Annotated in this window: 18 protein-coding genes and 1 pseudogene; 10 read left to right on the top strand and 9 right to left on the bottom strand. The window is 43.6% G+C overall.

The genetic code is table 11. The annotated features are described in order from the left end of the window. Nucleotides 1-187: 187 nt before the first annotated feature. The 3 genes from E2K74_RS13610 to E2K74_RS13600 form a co-directional block, all read right to left on the bottom strand. On the bottom strand, nucleotides 188-763 hold the full coding sequence (locus tag E2K74_RS13610) for a xanthine phosphoribosyltransferase (protein WP_151204924.1): 576 nt from the start codon (nucleotides 761-763) through the stop codon (nucleotides 188-190). A gap of 90 nt (nucleotides 764-853) precedes the next feature. Further along, entirely contained in the window at nucleotides 854-1,564 is a 711-nt protein-coding gene (locus E2K74_RS13605; RefSeq protein WP_151208150.1) for a DUF3108 domain-containing protein, read from the bottom strand. 158 nt (nucleotides 1,565-1,722) lie between these two features. Further along, nucleotides 1,723-2,409, bottom strand: coding sequence for a hypothetical protein (locus E2K74_RS13600; protein ID WP_151208149.1), 687 nt, complete (start codon nucleotides 2,407-2,409; stop codon nucleotides 1,723-1,725). Between the two features lie 263 nt (nucleotides 2,410-2,672). Here E2K74_RS13600 and E2K74_RS13595 point away from each other — a divergent pair, with 263 nt between their 5' ends. Beyond that, complete coding sequence (locus E2K74_RS13595) at nucleotides 2,673-3,530, top strand: energy transducer TonB (protein ID WP_171478839.1); 858 nt, start codon at nucleotides 2,673-2,675, stop codon at nucleotides 3,528-3,530. A gap of 194 nt (nucleotides 3,531-3,724) precedes the next feature. Here the strand turns inward: E2K74_RS13595 and E2K74_RS13585 are convergent. From E2K74_RS13585 to miaB, 4 genes and pseudogenes are all read right to left on the bottom strand, one after another. Next, nucleotides 3,725-4,122, bottom strand: a pseudogene (locus E2K74_RS13585) (hypothetical protein). Nucleotides 4,123-4,263: 141 nt separating this feature from the next. Then, nucleotides 4,264-4,746 carry an rRNA maturation RNase YbeY gene (gene ybeY / locus E2K74_RS13580; RefSeq protein ID WP_151208148.1) on the bottom strand — a complete coding sequence of 161 codons (483 nt, stop codon included), beginning with the start codon at nucleotides 4,744-4,746 and terminating at the stop codon, nucleotides 4,264-4,266. An 18-nt stretch (nucleotides 4,747-4,764) separates the two neighbouring features. After that, the gene (locus tag E2K74_RS13575) at nucleotides 4,765-5,847 is read right to left on the bottom strand and encodes a PhoH family protein (protein ID WP_151204930.1); all 1,083 of its coding nucleotides are present in this window, start codon (nucleotides 5,845-5,847) and stop codon (nucleotides 4,765-4,767) included. Nucleotides 5,848-5,884: 37 nt separating this feature from the next. After that, nucleotides 5,885-7,342, bottom strand: coding sequence for a tRNA (N6-isopentenyl adenosine(37)-C2)-methylthiotransferase MiaB (gene miaB, locus E2K74_RS13570; protein WP_151208147.1), 1,458 nt, complete (start codon nucleotides 7,340-7,342; stop codon nucleotides 5,885-5,887). A 351-nt stretch (nucleotides 7,343-7,693) separates the two neighbouring features. Here miaB and E2K74_RS13565 point away from each other — a divergent pair, with 351 nt between their 5' ends. The 6 genes from E2K74_RS13565 (at nucleotide 7,694) to E2K74_RS13540 (ending at nucleotide 12,572) form a co-directional block, all read left to right on the top strand. Then, nucleotides 7,694-9,607, top strand: coding sequence for a transglycosylase SLT domain-containing protein (locus E2K74_RS13565; protein ID WP_413773049.1), 1,914 nt, complete (start codon nucleotides 7,694-7,696; stop codon nucleotides 9,605-9,607). 47 nt (nucleotides 9,608-9,654) lie between these two features. Continuing rightward, on the top strand, nucleotides 9,655-10,281 hold the full coding sequence (locus E2K74_RS13560; RefSeq protein ID WP_151205361.1) for a ribonuclease I: 627 nt from the start codon (nucleotides 9,655-9,657) through the stop codon (nucleotides 10,279-10,281). A gap of 172 nt (nucleotides 10,282-10,453) precedes the next feature. Then, the gene (locus E2K74_RS13555) at nucleotides 10,454-11,440 is read left to right on the top strand and encodes a malate dehydrogenase (RefSeq protein ID WP_151208146.1); all 987 of its coding nucleotides are present in this window, start codon (nucleotides 10,454-10,456) and stop codon (nucleotides 11,438-11,440) included. A gap of 159 nt (nucleotides 11,441-11,599) precedes the next feature. Continuing rightward, nucleotides 11,600-11,878, top strand: coding sequence for a DUF2789 family protein (locus E2K74_RS13550; RefSeq protein ID WP_151208145.1), 279 nt, complete (start codon nucleotides 11,600-11,602; stop codon nucleotides 11,876-11,878). Nucleotides 11,879-11,941: 63 nt separating this feature from the next. Beyond that, nucleotides 11,942-12,196 carry a DUF2789 family protein gene (locus E2K74_RS13545; RefSeq protein ID WP_151205357.1) on the top strand — a complete coding sequence of 85 codons (255 nt, stop codon included), beginning with the start codon at nucleotides 11,942-11,944 and terminating at the stop codon, nucleotides 12,194-12,196. A gap of 121 nt (nucleotides 12,197-12,317) precedes the next feature. Further along, nucleotides 12,318-12,572, top strand: coding sequence for a DUF2789 family protein (locus E2K74_RS13540; RefSeq protein WP_151208144.1), 255 nt, complete (start codon nucleotides 12,318-12,320; stop codon nucleotides 12,570-12,572). 83 nt (nucleotides 12,573-12,655) lie between these two features. Here E2K74_RS13540 and E2K74_RS13535 read toward each other — a convergent pair whose 3' ends face one another. Continuing rightward, the gene (locus tag E2K74_RS13535) at nucleotides 12,656-13,183 is read right to left on the bottom strand and encodes a hypothetical protein (protein ID WP_151208143.1); all 528 of its coding nucleotides are present in this window, start codon (nucleotides 13,181-13,183) and stop codon (nucleotides 12,656-12,658) included. Nucleotides 13,184-13,235: 52 nt separating this feature from the next. Further along, complete coding sequence (locus E2K74_RS13530) at nucleotides 13,236-13,838, bottom strand: 2OG-Fe(II) oxygenase (protein ID WP_151205354.1); 603 nt, start codon at nucleotides 13,836-13,838, stop codon at nucleotides 13,236-13,238. Nucleotides 13,839-13,953: 115 nt separating this feature from the next. Here E2K74_RS13530 and E2K74_RS13525 point away from each other — a divergent pair, with 115 nt between their 5' ends. From E2K74_RS13525 to E2K74_RS13515, 3 genes are read left to right on the top strand one after another with little or no spacing between them, the layout of a single operon-like run. Next, nucleotides 13,954-14,811 carry a 23S rRNA (adenine(2030)-N(6))-methyltransferase RlmJ gene (locus E2K74_RS13525; protein WP_151205353.1) on the top strand — a complete coding sequence of 286 codons (858 nt, stop codon included), beginning with the start codon at nucleotides 13,954-13,956 and terminating at the stop codon, nucleotides 14,809-14,811. A gap of 37 nt (nucleotides 14,812-14,848) precedes the next feature. Then, complete coding sequence (gene pssA, locus E2K74_RS13520; protein WP_151205352.1) at nucleotides 14,849-15,670, top strand: CDP-diacylglycerol--serine O-phosphatidyltransferase; 822 nt, start codon at nucleotides 14,849-14,851, stop codon at nucleotides 15,668-15,670. 19 nt (nucleotides 15,671-15,689) lie between these two features. Next, a complete protein-coding gene (locus E2K74_RS13515) occupies nucleotides 15,690-16,769 on the top strand; it encodes a DUF6670 family protein (RefSeq protein ID WP_151205351.1) in 1,080 nt (359 codons plus the stop codon). The last annotated feature ends 247 nt before the right edge of the window (nucleotides 16,770-17,016 follow it).

Below are 17,016 nucleotides of genomic sequence, written 5' to 3'. Positions count from 1 at the left end.
ACGGATGCCTATATTGCAGAAATTACTCAACGCTTGAATCATCGTCCAAGAAAAAGACTCGGCTTTAAAAGTCCGAGTCAGGTATTATGGCAACAACATGGTGTTGCACTTCAAATGCTAATCTAAGGACTATAAAAATGTTTAAAAAAAGCGCCAGATCTGGCGCTTTTAAATGAAATGCTAGGACTTAGTCACGTACGAAATTAACCGTACCATTGGTCAGCGACTTTACACGTGCCAATGATTCAACACGATAGCCTTTTTCAAGTAACAGTTCACGGCCTGGCTGGAAGGATTTTTCAATCACAATACCAATACCGACAACTTCAGCCTTCGCTTGATGAATCAGGTCAGCCAGACCTAGCGCAGCCTGACCATTTGCCAGAAAGTCATCAATGACCAGAACTTTATCGGTTGAGCTGATGTGCTTGTTAGAAATGGCAATCGTACTTTCAGTCTGCTTGGTAAACGAGAATACCTTAGAACGATATAAATCCTCTTTTAGCGTTAAAGACTGATATTTACGTGCAAAAATCACGGGAACACCCAGTTCCAAACCTGCCATTACAGCAGGGGCAATACCCGAGGCTTCAATAGTAATAATTTTGGTAATACCGCTATCTTTAAACAGACGCGCAAATTCTTGACCAATTTGCTGCATCATTACAGGATCGATTTGGTGATTTAAGAAAGAATCAACTTTCAGAACTTCTTCAGACAGAACGATACCTTCAGCCAAGATTTTCTGTTCTAGTGCATGCACGGGGAGAATCCTCAAAAGCAGGTGCTTTTTCAAGCAAAAGCGTATTGTAAAAAGCACCCGGAAAAAATCAAGCTAAATTCAACAAAAACCTTAGTTGCTTGCCCCTTTATAGTCGGTGAGGAGTAAACCATAGGAGGTTTTCTTGTCAACGTGCGTCACTTTGACTGGAAGATAGTCAAGTTTAGGGGCAAGCCAGAAAATAGTTTCACGACCTGCCTTGCTGTGTTTCATCACCACCTTGACAGTATTAAAAGTGCCGTATTTAGTCGTAATATTTTCTGTACCCTGTTTGACAAATTTGCGAGGCTCGATTTCTTTAGCATCCGCAATATAATAGTTGGATTTTAAACCTGATCCTTTCAAATCCTCACGAATCTGCAACTCGGCATTCAGTTCATCCAGTACATCTGCTTTCCAGGCAAAAGAGCGCTTTTCATCGTCTTTCTGAGTCTGAACTGTTTTACTGGAAGGGTTGAAATTCATAGTCAAGGTGTTGTTATGTACTAGAATTTTACTGTTACGCTTGAAACTGCTTGAACCAATCTTGCCATTATTAAAGGAAAAACGGCTGGTTTCTGTAGCAGACGCAATTCCTCCGGCTTTGGCGGCAAAGACATAAGTCCAGTTGTTGCCAGATTTGCTGAGGGTGCGAGTCGCAGAACCCAGATTTTTGCCATTATAATTAAATTGATAACTGGCCTGAAAGGGCGCAATAGCAAAAGCCTGGTTCATTCCAGTGAATAACAGTACAGTGCTTAAACCTGCAGTTATTCCTAAAGTCTTGAATACCGTTTTTGCCATACCTAAGTTTCCTGTGTTATTTAAACAGCGCATCTATTGTTAAGTTTACGCTTTATTATTTGGGTGAAATATGGAAATTGAAGGGAGATGCGCCTCAAAACTGTATATTTCATGTAGTCTTTTTCGATTTTGGATAAAAAAATAACATGCTTTTTATTTTAAGCAGGATCTTTTTGTCTGATGGGCGTCACTTTATCGTCATCCACCTCGTCATTATCCATGTCATTACTTCTTGCTTGAGAAAGCTTGCTGAACAGGGCAGTGAGGTTAACGTTGCCAATGACCACCAGTTCCGCTTCACGTAATACGGCATGATTGACATGAACTTTGGCCAGGGTGTCAATTACAGAGCGGTTCTTGCCTAGCCAGCGATTCAGATCTAAATACAATAAGTCATCGATTACTTTAATTACGCCTAATTTTTCCAGAATCATGCCGAGCGGATCTTTGTTTAAAACACGCTGATAGAAAAACAGTGCAAAGCGAACCCCAAATTTATAGAAAATATTTGGATATTTGGCATCAATCAGTTGGGTATCACTGATCTGTTCAAATACAATCAGTTGTGTTGTTTTATTTAGCTCCATCTGCACCAGTTTCAGGTCTACTGATAAAGTCACTACTAGTCCCTTGTAGTCCAGTGTGGCATACAGGCGTAACCAGTCATCATGCAAATCGGCATGCAGATCTTTAAGAGCAGCAACGTTGTCGGTGACAAAGCGCTGGAAGGTGGCATTCAGGAAAACTTGTGATAATGGAAATTCACGCTCATCCTCAATAAATCCCTCGGCCTTTTGATAGGCTTGACGGAGTCGTTGAGAAATATTGGAAATAAGCGTTTGCATACTGAAGCATCCTGGCGGTTATATTTTTTGATTCGGAAGTTATCTTGTCGAATTATATAAAAAATACAAGAGTTCACGCTTGAAGTTTAGCAAAATAAATTGCACCATTTTTAGGGTTTTGGTTATGTAGCGTTAATGGTTTGATGCAATTGGCATTTTTAAAAATAAAATGTGATGTCATTTTGCTTAAATGGCGCTGTGAATATTTTTTTTGGGGAATGAACTCGGCTTGAGTTCGGCAAATGTGATGAATCATGATATTAATGCCTCTGGTTAAAGTCTGGTGGAAAGATCCGGTTTTTAGCAGTGCCGTGCTGGCAGCAGTGGTCTTGCATCTGGTGGTGCTGACTCTGGAATTTGCAATGCCGCAGGATGAGAAAACCTCGACCAAGGAAATTGCCGTGAGCCTGCGTCAAAGTGAAAATAAAGTTGAGCAGGCAGATTTTCTGGGGCAGACAGATCAGCAGGGTTCAGGCAAGTTTCGCGAAGTACATCGTATGTCGAGCGATCAGCCATCGCCTTTTGCGGAACAAAAGGCCGGGGAAGAGCAGCAGGACAGCCCGGATATGCTGCAACAGCAGCGTGAGCTGAGTTTTGAAGAAAAAGTCCTGATGACTACTTTAAGCTGGCAAAAACAGGCGGAAGAAAATCAGCGGAAGAAAATGCAGGAACAGCTCAATAGCCAGTTCCAAGCCAAAGCCGCCATGGTCGCAAGTCTGGAAGCGCAATATTTACAGCGACAGCAAAACTTTAGTCGTCAGCAAAAGATTAAAACGGTGGATGGTATTCAGGCCAAGCAGGATGTGTCAGCGGCTTATCTGGAAAAATTCCGTCAAAAAGTGGAGTTTTATGGTAACCGCTATTATCCGGATGCGGCCCGACAGCAAAATCTGGCTGGTGAAGTGCGCCTGATGGTCATTTTAAACCAGAACGGTGGAATTCGGGCAATTCGCCTGATTGACAGTTCGGGACATCATTTGCTGGATGAAGCAGCCAAAGCCTCAGTGCGTAAGGCTGCACCTTTTGGGGCTTTTGACAGCAAGATGAAAGATATTTCTGAACTGCGCATTATCCGAACCTGGCGCTTTGATCCGGCAGAGGCAGAATTTGAAGTACGTTAATCCGGCGTTGTTTCATAATGGCATAGTGCCTTGCAGACATCCATGCTGAAATAGCGATACCAGTTATCTTTACCGAAGTGTTGCACGGCCTGGTGTTCAGCGTCCTGATGCCAGGCATGAATATCCTGCAGGCTGCTCCAGTAGGAAAGTGCAATCTCAGTTATTCCTTCAGTTAAACTTTCAAAATGCTGAAATTATTCTTCCACACGATGATAATAACCGTGTTCTCCAGAACTGTTCCAAATCACATTTAAAAATTTGCCTTCAATTTTCAGATGCTTTGGAAAAATCCTCAGATGCTTTTTTTATTTACGCTCAGGTTTTAAACCGATGCAGTTGCCATTTTTCCACCATCTACCTTCAGCATATTGCTCTAGGGCTCCATAAGCCAGATACCATTTAAATTTCCTTCAGGCAATAACAGCATTTCAGAGCCTGTCTCCATGACGCCATTTAAATAATAATGACCTGTCCAGACTTCATCTGCCTTTTGAAATTGGGTTTCTTTACATACCGTCTTTGAACTTGCATAAAGCGTTGAAGATAGAAGGGAAGTGCCCACGAGTAGCAATAGCAAAAGAATCTTTTTCATTTTTATCCTGAACTTTAGCTAAGCATCTTTATGGTTATGAGCTGTATTTTATAGCTTTGGTTGAATTAAGTAGCATTGATTTGATTGCTATTTACAGACATAAAAAAGCGAGCCTAAGCCCGCTTTCTTAATAGTGAAATCTTAATTTTGTTCCAGATAAGGATTGTCAATACCAAGTTTAGCCAGAATGTCGATTTCAATACCTTCCATTTCTTCGGCATCTTCATCTGAAGTTTCGTGATCATAACCCATTAAATGTAATATGCCATGCACCAGCATATGGGTGAAATGCGTCAGAGGGGCTTTGTCTTGCTCAGTAGCTTCCTGTAAGACCACTGGAATACAAATTACCAGATCGCCAATCGGAAAGGCATCCAGAAATTGTGCCATTTCATCTGGAATATCACTGGGAAAGGACAAGACATTGGTCGGTTTATCTTTGCCACGATATTCCAGGTTGAGCTTATGACTTTCATCATGATCGACACAGGCAATCCCCATTTCGCAATCACTTTGGGTGCCGATATGGCGTAACACAGTTTCTGCGACTTTTTTAATATAGGCACGTTTCAGCACCAGCTCAGGTGACTGAAAGTTTTGCTGCAAGGAAAGATTGAGTTTCAAAATGAATCCTTAAATGATTTAGTCTTGATGCTGCTCATCCGCTTTTGCATCATTGTCCGCAACTAAAGCTTCTTGACGGGCTTTGCGTTCCGCACGCTGTTCTGCCGTTAGACGTTGCTGTTCGCTATCCCAGCCTTCATAGGCTTCAACAATTTTCTGCACCAATTGATGACGTACCACGTCGCGTGAGTGGAAGCGAGTAATATGAATTTCTTTGATCTTGTCAATGACACGTAAGGCATGCGCCAACCCAGATTGTTGACCACGCGGTAAATCCACCTGCGTGATGTCACCGGTGATAACCGCACGCGAACCAAAACCCAAACGGGTCAGGAACATTTTCATCTGTTCTGGTGTGGTGTTTTGTGCTTCATCTAAAATGACAAAGGAGTGGTTTAAAGTCCGACCACGCATATAAGCCAGCGGTGCCACTTCGATAATTTGACGTTCAATCAGCTTGGCCACTTTTTCAAAGCCCAGCATTTCATACAGGGCATCGTAAAGAGGACGCAGGTAGGGATCAATTTTTTGGCTCAAGTCACCTGGCAAAAAGCCGAGTTTTTCACCGGCTTCAACCGCGGGACGCACCAGTAGAATACGCTGGATTTCATTACGTTCCAGCATGTCGACAGCAGCTGCTACTGCAAGATAGGTTTTACCCGTACCGGCAGGGCCAATACCAAACGAAATATCACTTTGCAAAATGCGCTGAACATAGCGCTTCTGGTTGGCACCACGCGGATTAATGCGTCCTTTACGGGTTTGTAACCAAACGGCATCCAGACCAGTATGTTCCTGATCTTCAATATCTTCCTGAAGCTCGCGGTCAGTCTGACTGCCTTGAATCATCATATGCAGGGTGTCGGCACTGATTTGCTGGCTATGTTCAGATTCTTCGTGCAGGCGCTGTAAGAGCGTTTCCGCTCTTTCCACAGCATCGATTCCACCATCGATAAAGAAACTTTCACCTCGATGGGAAATTTTGACATCTAAACGTTGTTCAATTTGCTTCAAATGACCGTTATAAGTGCCCAAAACGGCTTGTAAACGGTCAATTGAAATTCCAGGGAAAGCTACTGTACGTCGAATCGTTGCAGTCAAGAGTGTTCCTTATACAAGTGTCGGTATATACCCTACATTACGCCACGTCAGGCTCAAGATTCAAGAGTTCACCGTAAACAAAATTTAAAGTTTTAATTTCGGTAATTTCAATTTCGGCAAAACGTCCAACCCAAGCTGGATCGCCAATAAATGAGACCAAACGGGTATTATCAGCCGTGCCTATAAGCAGGTTTGGATCTTTATCGGATACTTTCTCAATCAGCACACGCTGAATGCTGCCGAGCATGGCATCAGTTTTCTCAATACTTGAATGTTTAATCCATTGCTGAACTTTAGCCAGGCGTTCTTTTTTTACAGCTTCAGGTGTGGTGTCTTCAAGCTCTGCCGCCGGTGTACCAGGGCGTTTTGAATAAATAAAGCTATAAGAGTGATCAAAGTCCAGGTCTTGGATAAACTGATAGGTTTCTGCAAAGTTTTCATCAGTTTCACCCGGGAAGCCAATGATAAAGTCTGACGACAGGTGCATATCGGGACGGACTTTACGCAGCTTGGCAATCTTTTCGATATAGACATCAATGGTGTGGTTGCGCTTCATCGCTTGCAGAACATCATTGGAGCCGCTTTGGACCGGCAAATGCAGGTGTGACACCATCTGTGGCAGATCGCGATAGCACTGGATCAGATCATCATTGAATTCCAGTGGATGCGAAGTGGTATAACGGATGCGGCCAATACCCGGAATTTCTGCAACTAAACGTAACAAGTCGGCAAAGGTACAGATGTTGCCGTCAAAAGTTTCCCCACGGTAGCCATTGACGTTTTGACCGAGCAGAGAAATCTCACGTACGCCTTTTTCAGCCAGACCTGCAATTTCTGCTAGCACATCATCCAGCGGGCGAGAAACTTCTTCACCACGCGTATAAGGTACGACACAGAATGAGCAATATTTTGAACAGCCTTCCATAATCGACACAAAGGCCTTATAGCCTTCCACACGCGGTTCAGGCAGGAAGTCGAATTTTTCAATATCGGGAAAGGAAATGTCCACCAGTTTGATTTTTTCTTTTTTAGGTTTTTCGACCTGTTCAAAATGCTGATCGAGCATTTGCGGTAAACGGTGCAGGGTTTGTGGACCAAAAATCATATCCACATAATTGGCACGTTTTTGAATATTGTCGCCTTCCTGAGAGGCCACGCAACCACCAACCCCGATAATCAGATCAGGATTCTGTTCTTTGAGCTTGCGCCAGCGGCCCAGTTCAGAAAAGACTTTTTCCTGTGCCTTTTCACGGATTGAGCAGGTGTTCATAAGCAGTACATCGGCTTCTTTGGGATTGCTGGTCAGGACATAACCATGTGAGTCGCCCAGCAGGTCTGCCATACGATGACTGTCATACTCATTCATCTGACACCCTTGCGTTTCGATATACAGCTTTTTGACTGAAGGATCGCTGGCTAGGGTGTGCGCTGGCTGGGTAACAGTGTTTTCTGAGGCAGCTGGGGCACTATTCGGAATGAAGGTTTGAACCGTCATGAAGGCTCCTACAAAATAATAGCTCGAATGTGAATGAACTGGCAGTTGATGAACACGCAGCTCAAGAAGGATTCAGTTCACAGATTGAAATCTTTAAATGGCGCGTATTTTAGCAGGAAAGTGGCTTAAACTTATAGCCTAAATTAGGGGTGGAAAAATATTCATTTACAGACAAAAATAATCTGAAGATTAAAACTGCTGAATTATTAGGTTACATAACTGAACAATACAATTGGTTATAATCTGCTAGCAAGCTCTTATGATAAGCAGCATATGCTTGGCACAAAATTGATGATAGAAGGCAGCTGGATGTTAAAAGGTACTCAAAACATACGCAAATACTATAAGTTAATGACCTTAAGTTTCGCCTGTATCTATGCGGCAAATACCCATGCTGCCGAAGCACAGTTTAATGATGCCTTACGTGCTGCAAATGCAGGAAATACTCAGCTATTACAACAATATCGACTTGCTATGCAAAATGACGTGCTGGGCTACTATCCGGAATACTGGATTCTGAACCAGAATCTTGCCTTGCAGCCGGCCAACCAGATCATCAACTTTGTACAGCGCTATCCACACTCCGCCATGGCTGAAAAGCTGGCAGCCGATTATGTCGAAGAAAAAGTTAAAATGGCTGACTTTGCTGCAGCCCAACCGGTTTTACAATATGTGACCAATGCTGACCGGGCTGAAGCCTGTGCAATCGCACAAGTGCGTGCCAAAAGTGGTGATCCCTTGGTCTATGCCGAATTTAAGGATGTTTGGCTGACAACAAATTCCCAGCCAGATTCATGCAATGGCTTGGGTCGCATGATGTTATCCAGTCCACTTATGACTACGGAAGACCGTCAGCAGCGTCTATGGGTGCAGTTGCGTGCCGGTCAGTCTAGACAAGCCATCGCGACGGCGCAAAATTTAGGTCTGAATCTGTCTCTGGCCCAGCTAAATAGCATTCAGGCCAATCCAACCGCTTATTTATGGTCGGCACCAAAAAGTACGACTGTTGACCATGCTTATCTGGTATATGCCTTAGGTCGCTTGGCAGATACTGATCTGAATTCGGCCTTATCAATAGTTAAGCGGACTGCTGAAGGAACTCCAGCAGAAGTACAAAAAGCCCTGTTTCGGACAGTAGGTTATATCGGCGGCACGACTGTCATGAAAAATAACTATAACCGTGAAGTGCTGAATGCGCTGGATGCCAGTTATGGGTTGCCATTTAGCTCCGAAGAAGCTGAAATCTATGCCCGTCAGTCGATTCGTTTTGGCGCTTGGGAGAGTCTGATTCGTGCGATTGATGCCATGAACGTGAACCAGAAACAGGAAGACCGCTGGCAATACTGGCTGGCGCGTGCCAGCGAGCAGCGTTCAGACCGCGCATCGAAAAAGACAGCAGAAAATATTTACCGGAAACTGGCCAATGGTGAGGACTATCATAATTTGCTGGCACGGGATCGTTTGGGGCAAGTCGTAGCAGGCGCGCCAAACGCTACCCAACCGTCGAATCAGGCCATGCAGCGCTTAAATCAGGATGTGCATTTCCGTCGTGCTTTTGCCTTGCGCGATATTGATGCACCAGCAAATTATATTAACCGTGAATGGAACTGGGCAGTGCGCCAGGCTTATCTCAAGCATGATGATGACCTGCTTTTGGCCGCAGCAAAACGTGCGCATGACATGGGGTGGCATGATCGTGCCATTTATGCTGCTGATCGTACTGTCAAGAAGCATAATTATACCTATCGCTATCCAATGCCGTACCAGAACTATGTGGTGAGCCATAGTCGTACAGTGAGTCTGGATCCAGCCTGGGCTTATGGCCTGATGCGTCAGGAAAGTCGTTTCAATACAGTTGCACGCTCCCATGTCGGGGCAGGCGGCTTAATGCAGATCATGCCGGATACGGCCAAGCTGGTCGCGCGCCAAATGGGAGAAGCGTATAATCCGGCTGCGTTAACCGATATGAATACCAATATCCGTTATGGAACCTTCTATTTATCAACAATTCAGCGTCAATTAAGCCAAAGTCCAGTGCTGGCAACCGCAGGCTATAATGCCGGTCCAAACCGCGCACGCCGCTGGCAGCCGGAATTTCAGAGTATTGCAGCAGACCAATATACGGAGTCTATTCCTTTGCTTGAAACACGAGATTATGTGAAACATGTTATGACGAATGCGACGTATTACGGCATTTTATTAGGGCAGGGTGCACAGTCGATCGGAAAAAGAATGCATGCGATACCTTTACGAAGTACTCAATAATTCAAAATATCTGAAGGGATAAAGTAATTGTGTTCAAAAAAGGAAAAATGGATGCCCGAATTTGTGGTGGAGGGGTGGTACTACTCGGCTTAGCCACGAGTCCCCTTGCCCTTGCAGAGCCCACCGGCTATATCATGGAAGTGCAAATGGTACCGGCGATGTGTTATTTGTATCCGGAGTATTCGAAAAAAAGAAAATGCCTAGAAGGCTATTCGTTGAATATTTCGGGTCTTTATCCGCAAACCACCAGTACCTCGTGTAATACCAACAGTTCTGCCACACTTTCGCCCTTACAGGCCAAGGTGGTAGCACGAATTATGCCTGATGAAAGTACCCGGGCTGGCTTGTGGCGCAGTATTGGGGGCTGCGTACCGATGAATGCCAGTCAGTACTTTCGGACCATCATTAATTATGCTGACCGTCTGAAAGTACCTGAGGAGCTGACTGAGCAGGAAAGCCAGACAATCGCCCTGGATGCGCTGCGCAGAAAGTTTCTGAGAATCAATCCACAATTGCCGTCGACGGCTATCCGGTTTCACTGTGTTTCTACGCGCCCTAACAGTATGCTGACTTCACTTAAAGTCTGTTATAACAGCAGGGGCAGTTATAAGGCTTGTCCGGCCAATCTGTTGAATACATGCCCAGCTGTGGTGACAATTAAAGGTATATACTGAGCTTTTCTGCCGATTTAATTTATATTTCCTATCAGACTTTTGTTGAAATCCATTCCCTTTTACATGCATCTGGACAAGGATTGGAGTACAATCTTTGCCGTTTATGATTATTAAGATTAGATAGAACAGCTATTTAATCGCATTAACTATCCTCTCAACTGGAGATAATTACATGAAGCAACCTGTTCGCGTTGCCGTTACTGGCGCTGCTGGTCAAATTGGTTACAGCCTTTTATTCCGTATCGCTAGCGGTGAAATGTTGGGTAAAGACCAACCAGTTATTCTTCAATTATTAGAAATTCCTGTTGAGAAAGCTCAACAAGCGCTGAAAGGCGTAATGATGGAACTTGATGACTGTGCTTTCCCATTATTGGCAGGCATGATCGGTACTGATGATCCTAAAGTTGCGTTCAAAGATGCTGACTATGCATTGTTGGTAGGTTCTCGTCCACGTGGTCCTGGTATGGAACGTGCTGACTTGCTTAAAGTCAACGGCGAAATCTTCATTGGTCAAGGTCAAGCACTAAACGAAGTTGCAAGCCGTGACGTTAAAGTTCTGGTTGTAGGTAACCCTGCGAATACGAATGCTTACATCGCTATGAAATCTGCTCCAGACCTTCCAGCGAAAAACTTCACAGCAATGTTACGTCTTGACCACAACCGTGCCTTGACTCAACTTGCTCAAAAAGCGAGTGTTGCAGTTTCTGACATCGAAAACATGACGGTTTGGGGTAACCACTCTCCAACAATGTATGCTGACTACCGTTTTGCAAATGTAAACGGTGAAAGCTTAAAAGACAAAATCAACGATGCTGAGTGGAACAAAGACGTATTCCTTCCAACTGTTGGTAAACGTGGTGCTGCGATCATCGAAGCACGTGGTCTGTCTTCTGCTGCTTCTGCTGCAAATGCTGCAATCGACCATATGCGTGACTGGGCGCTTGGCACTAACGGCAAATGGGTAACTATGGGTATCCCTTCTGACGGTTCTTACGGTATCCCTGAAGGTGTAATGTTCGGTTTCCCTGTAACCACTGAAAACGGTGAATACAAAATCGTTCAAGGTCTTGAAATCGACGAGTTCAGCCGTGAGCGTATCAACGTTACACTGAACGAGCTTGAAGAAGAGCGCGCAGCAGTGGCTGACATGCTTAAATAATGTAATTTTTTAATTAAATTAAAAGAAAGGCACTCTGTTTAGGGTGCCTTTTTTATTGAACAAAAAATAACATCCTGTGAAGGAGAGACAACTGAGTTTGTTGTATAGGCAGGCTAAGGTAGATACAAGATCATAATTCAAAAGGGGGAGGTCATACAGATGTTAGAACAACGCTCAACCTTCGAACTTTTTTTTGAGCAATTGGGACTGGATTCCAGTCCTGAAGCGATAGATGAATTTATTAATACCCATCAAATTGGCATGGATGTACCGCTACACAAAGCACCATTTTGGAGTAAGTCACAACATGACTTTTTAATCAGTCACTGGAAGAAAGATGATGACTGGGCCATATGGGTAGATGTGCTAAATGAGCAGTTACATACTGAAGCCGTGGGCTCAGGCTCCTGTAGCTTGCCCAGTAGTAAATCAAACTAAAGTTTTTAATATTAACACCCTGATCATCTAACTTACTGATAAGTTGAATAATGGAGTTTGTTTATGCTTATGGAACAACAGGTTACTCTGGAACTACTTTTTGAACAACTTGGTTTACCGTCAGATGAAGCTTCAATTGAGCAATTTGCTAAAGATCATCAGTTAGATGCTAAAGTGGCTTTGCCAGATGCCGAATTCTGGAGCGAAGGACAGAGTGCCTTTTTACGTGAACACTGGCATCAGGATGATGAATGGATTGTCATTATTGACAAGTTAAATCAGTTGCTTCATGTGGAAAGTGACAAAGCAGCAGAATAAGCCCCATAACGTACAAAAAGACACAACAAACCTAGTCAATTGACTAGGTTTTTTTTCGATTGTCTTATAAGTTAGATCTATAATTAATGACAGTTTCTCTGATAAATATAAGGAGGACGAGATGCTCGGAAGGACCCCATCTTTAGAGTTGTTGTTTTCACAACTCGGCCTGGCCAATAGTCCGGCTGCTATCGAATTGTATATACGTACGGATCAACTGCCTGCACATATTTCTCTGCATGATGCGCCGTTTTGGAATAAATCACAGCGTTCTTTATTAATTAGTCATCTGGTGCAGGATGATGACTGGGCGATTTGGGTGGATGAACTCAACCAGCAGTTGCACATGGATGCTTATCGCCGTCAACTTGCCTGATACAGGCTTTAAAATTATTTCGGATTCAATGAAAAAGCGCCTGAGATCAGGCGCTTTTTTCCATAAGACAGGTTAAAGCGAGTTTAGTGCATTTTACTTTTGAGCAATTTCCCGAACCATTCTAGGGATCGGTACGCTTCAAAGGCGGGATGCTGCTGTAATAATTCCAGATCAAATTCGGAGCTCGTGCTGTATTTTTTTAACCAGTGCCGGGTTAATGCTGGCTCATTTTTACTGACAGAGGCATAAGCCAGGAAGAAATAAATCTCACCATGCTCATAATGGGTCATGGGTTTTAGGATTTGCTGGGTAATCAGGGCATAACGGGGCTCTTTGGTGAGTTCAAAGAAAATCATATACGCCTTGGCCAAATGCAAAGAGAGATTGATATACAGGCGTAGCGGCATCTCCTCAAATTCAACTCGTCCTTGTTCGAGCAGTACAACCGCTTCTTGCAGAAAATGAACCTGTTCCTGATAGAACTGGCTTAAGCTCACCAGTTGCAAGCGAAGATCGGCACGTTCAAGCGCTAATTCTGGCGTATTGCCTTGTAAATACAACTGGTCAGTTTCACCTAGACGTTCAATAATCTGCTGGCTGTTTAATCGCATGCATGCCATCCTTAATTCTCAATAATGCTGATATGAGGCCAGAACTTAAAATTTAAAGCACGGCCGCATCACTACGTAGCCAGGCTGTAATGGACAGACGCTGATGTTTGGCCTCTAAAACCTCATGCAAAATATCACTCTGAAACAGGGCAAGACGATTTGGTTCAGGACGAATGGTATGCCATACCTCGTGTTTATCCTGCAAGCGTAATTCTCCGCCCCAATCCTCTTGCCATTGATCATGCAAATAATACACTGCGGAAATCATTCTGCCATTTTTGCCTTTTGGATTATCGCGATGTAAGGCATAAAACTCTCCTGCTTCATAACAGGAAAAATGTGCTTCCACTTCCTTGATTCCCAAATAAAAGACCCGGTTGAAAATCTGGCCCAAAGCCAGCAGGTTTTGTACATGCTGGTGAGAAATGCTGAGATTTTCATTCAGCCATAAAATCCGGTCACTACGAATGTTGCTGACCACCCCATTTTGAATGGCAGCATCACGGAAATAAGCCAGATTGCTACGACACTCAGCCATCAACTGTTTAATATAGCTTGCATCATAAGCATGATCGATCAGACTAAAACCCTGTTGATTCAAATCATCAAGAATTTGGTCAATAGACCAGGACTTTGGGAAATGAGCAGCATCCATAAAATAAACCTGTGAAAAGGGGAAAAAATGTTCAGTTATTCTAGGGGAAGAATCCGATCTGAACGAAACTATTTTTCATGTTAAAATGGTTGTTGATATGAGGAAATAATGAAACATGAATTACCGTCACCATTACCACGCGGGTAACTTTGCCGATGTCATGAAGCACGTACTACTGCTTCAGCTGTTGGCTCGACTGAATGCAAAAGATAAACCATATCGCTATGTAGATACACATGGTGGTGCGGGTAAGTATGATTTATCGACCTCTGAGGCACAAAAATCAGGTGAGTTCTTAAACGGTATTCATCGTCTGGTCAAGCTGGACGATTCAATCAAGCGTAATGCACCGCAAGGGGTTCAGCAATATTTAAAAGTTGTTGAAAAAATGCGTGAAAACTTTGGCAAAGGAGCGTATCCGGGTTCGCCGTGGTTTGCTCTGGAAGGCATGCGCGAAATTGATAAAGCCACTATTTTTGAAATGCAGCGTGATGTATTTCAGCAGCTTCGTCAGAATATTTTTGACAAACGCGCAGGCTTGCATGAGCGGGATGCCTATGAAGGATTACTTGCGGTCATTCCCCCTAAGGAAAAACGCGGTCTGGTCATGATTGACCCGCCTTATGAACAAGAGCGTAAAGATTTCCCGCAATTGGTTGAACTGATTGCAGCGGCTTATAAAAAATGGCCGACAGGTGTGTTAGCGGTTTGGTATCCAATTAAAGACCGTGCCATGATCGAACGTTTTGAAAAGAAAATGTTTAAGACCGGTATTCGCCGTCAGTTAATTTGCGAACTCTGTGTCTGGCCAGACGATACTCCAGTTGGCCTGAATGGTTGTGGTCTCTTGGTCATTAACCCGCCTTGGAAATTCTCTGAAGATGCAGATGAAGCATTACAGTGGTTATTTCCGCATTTACGTATGCAGGAAAATGGCGGCCATGCTGCGGTACGCTGGTTGGTCGGTGAATAATTTTTTCAGAAAATGGTCATAGTTAGGATCGACAAATATGACAAATACAAGCAAACCGGAAAGCGATTCTTCATTAGACTTGCCTTTTGATGGGATTACCTTCGAGGTGGAAGAAGAAGAGCATACCCAGGAAGGGCAGAAAGTTAAACGTCGAGGGATCTATCTGTGGCCAAATCTGATAACAACCGCTGCGTTGTTATCAGGCTTTTATTCCATTATTGCCAGTATGAATGGCGAGTTTCAGCAAGCCATTTATGCCATTTTTCTGGCCGCTTTGTTTGATGGTCTGGATGGGCGTGTTGCACGTGCAATCGGCGCGCAAAGTCCGTTTGGTGAACAGTTTGACTCACTGTCAGATATGCTGGCCTTTGGGGTGGCACCAGCCATTTTAATGTATAGCTGGGGACTGAGTGATCTTGGTCGCATCGGTCTGGCAGCCTGTTTTGTTTATACGGCTTGTGCGGCTTTTCGTTTAGCGCGTTTTAATGTGCAGATTGGTGTGGTCGATAAACGTTACTTTATTGGTGTGGCCAGTCCTTTGGCAGCGATCATGATTGTTTCAATGGTTTGGGTCGGGCTGGATTTTCCTGAAATCTTCGATACCCGAGAGCTATCCATACAAATATTAAATGCAATAGTGATTATTGGTAGCGGTTTATTGATGATTTCCAATATCAAATACTATTCATTTAAGACTGTAGAGCGTAAACGTGTCCCGTTCTTTGTGTTACCAATCGCCGTCTTTATCTTTGCTGCGATGACTTATAATATTCCGGTCGGCATTTTAGTGATTTCTATCATTTATGCCTTATCTGGCTTTGTTACCACTTTCATGGCAAAAAGACAGCACGTATTATAAAAAGATTAAGGAGTCTGATATGCAGTTTCTTCAAGATTTTTTAGATCGTTCGAAACAGCTGAATCAGACTCCGACTGTTTCGTCGAAGCATCTGGCTTATCATGGCCCAACCTCAAGATACAAAATCATTCATCAGGGATTGATAATTCCTGGTCTACCCGCCCCCCTGCATTATCTCAGTTTTCTCAGCATTATCGGACAGCCCAATGCACCGATGCTGGCGAATCCCAGTGCGATCCAGACCACTGCGCTAGATACTGCGACAGTCATTTGCAGTTCAAGTCCTCACATGGTGGGACAGTTACAGAGCTATTCAATTCAACAGGACTGTAAATTTTCATCGGGCATGTTTCAATTTTTGGATCGGGAAAAGTTGACCGGATACTTTCCACACTTTCAACTCCAACGCTCTGATGCCGAACTGAGTTTTGATCTCAGCATTCATACCACTGATCTGGTGTCCCACTTTACCCAGATGCGATTTTCACTGGCAGATCATTGGTCATTAGTGTGTCATTGTCAGGGTACTGTGACCTATAAAGATCAGAAATATACAATTGAAAGTCTCGGAAGTTTTGAATACGCCCGCAGTTTTAATTTTCCTTATCTTCCTCTGGCTTTTTTTAGCTATCAGATGATTAATCTAAGTAATAATCGGCAGCTATTGCTGGCTCAGATCCGTAATAGCCTGAATCAGATTGTACAGTCGAGAATCTATCTACGTGATTTGAATCGTATGCAAACCTGGCTGTTTGACCAAAAGGTTTATTTTAAAGTGCATCGTGTCTACCCGAGTGTCAAAACGCCAAATGGACAAAAGATGTATTTGCCACGAGAGTTTGAGTGGTGCTATGCAGATGATCGGGGAAACCAGATCTGGGTGCAGGGTCAAAGTCGCGGTGATTTTAAATTTGGCATGGCAGCGGGCTATGTGGGCAGTTTTCATTATCAGGTAAAAATAAATGAGCAGACTGAAAAAGGCGATAGCGGCTATATAGAGTATGTGGATTGCCGACCTTTACGCTTTCAGGAAAAAGATAAGGCAGAAAAACTATTAGCTAACCTGGCTAATCCTGTGCCTTTTTTAATCAAGAAATAGAGAAAATGGGGTTTTTGTGGAATAAATAACCAGTTGAGATGTTATTTTGAGAAAAATTCAAAATAGGTGTTGCAAGCCTTCTGAAATGCTGTAGAATGCACATCCATCGGTAGTGATGAAGATTAAAACTTGTTAGGAAACAAGGATTTAGCACAAGGTGTTGAGTTTAGGTGTCTTGAATGAGTTTAAAAATAATCGGATTTACTGGTTGACTTTCTACAAAGAAAGCGTAACATAGCCGACCTAG

The organism is Acinetobacter sp. RF15B, assembly GCF_007558235.1.
In the GTDB taxonomy this organism is placed as follows: Bacteria; Pseudomonadota; Gammaproteobacteria; order Pseudomonadales; family Moraxellaceae; genus Acinetobacter; species Acinetobacter lwoffii_C.
Note: the sequence above shows the minus strand (reverse complement) of the source record. Positions and strands in the feature narration are given on the sequence as shown.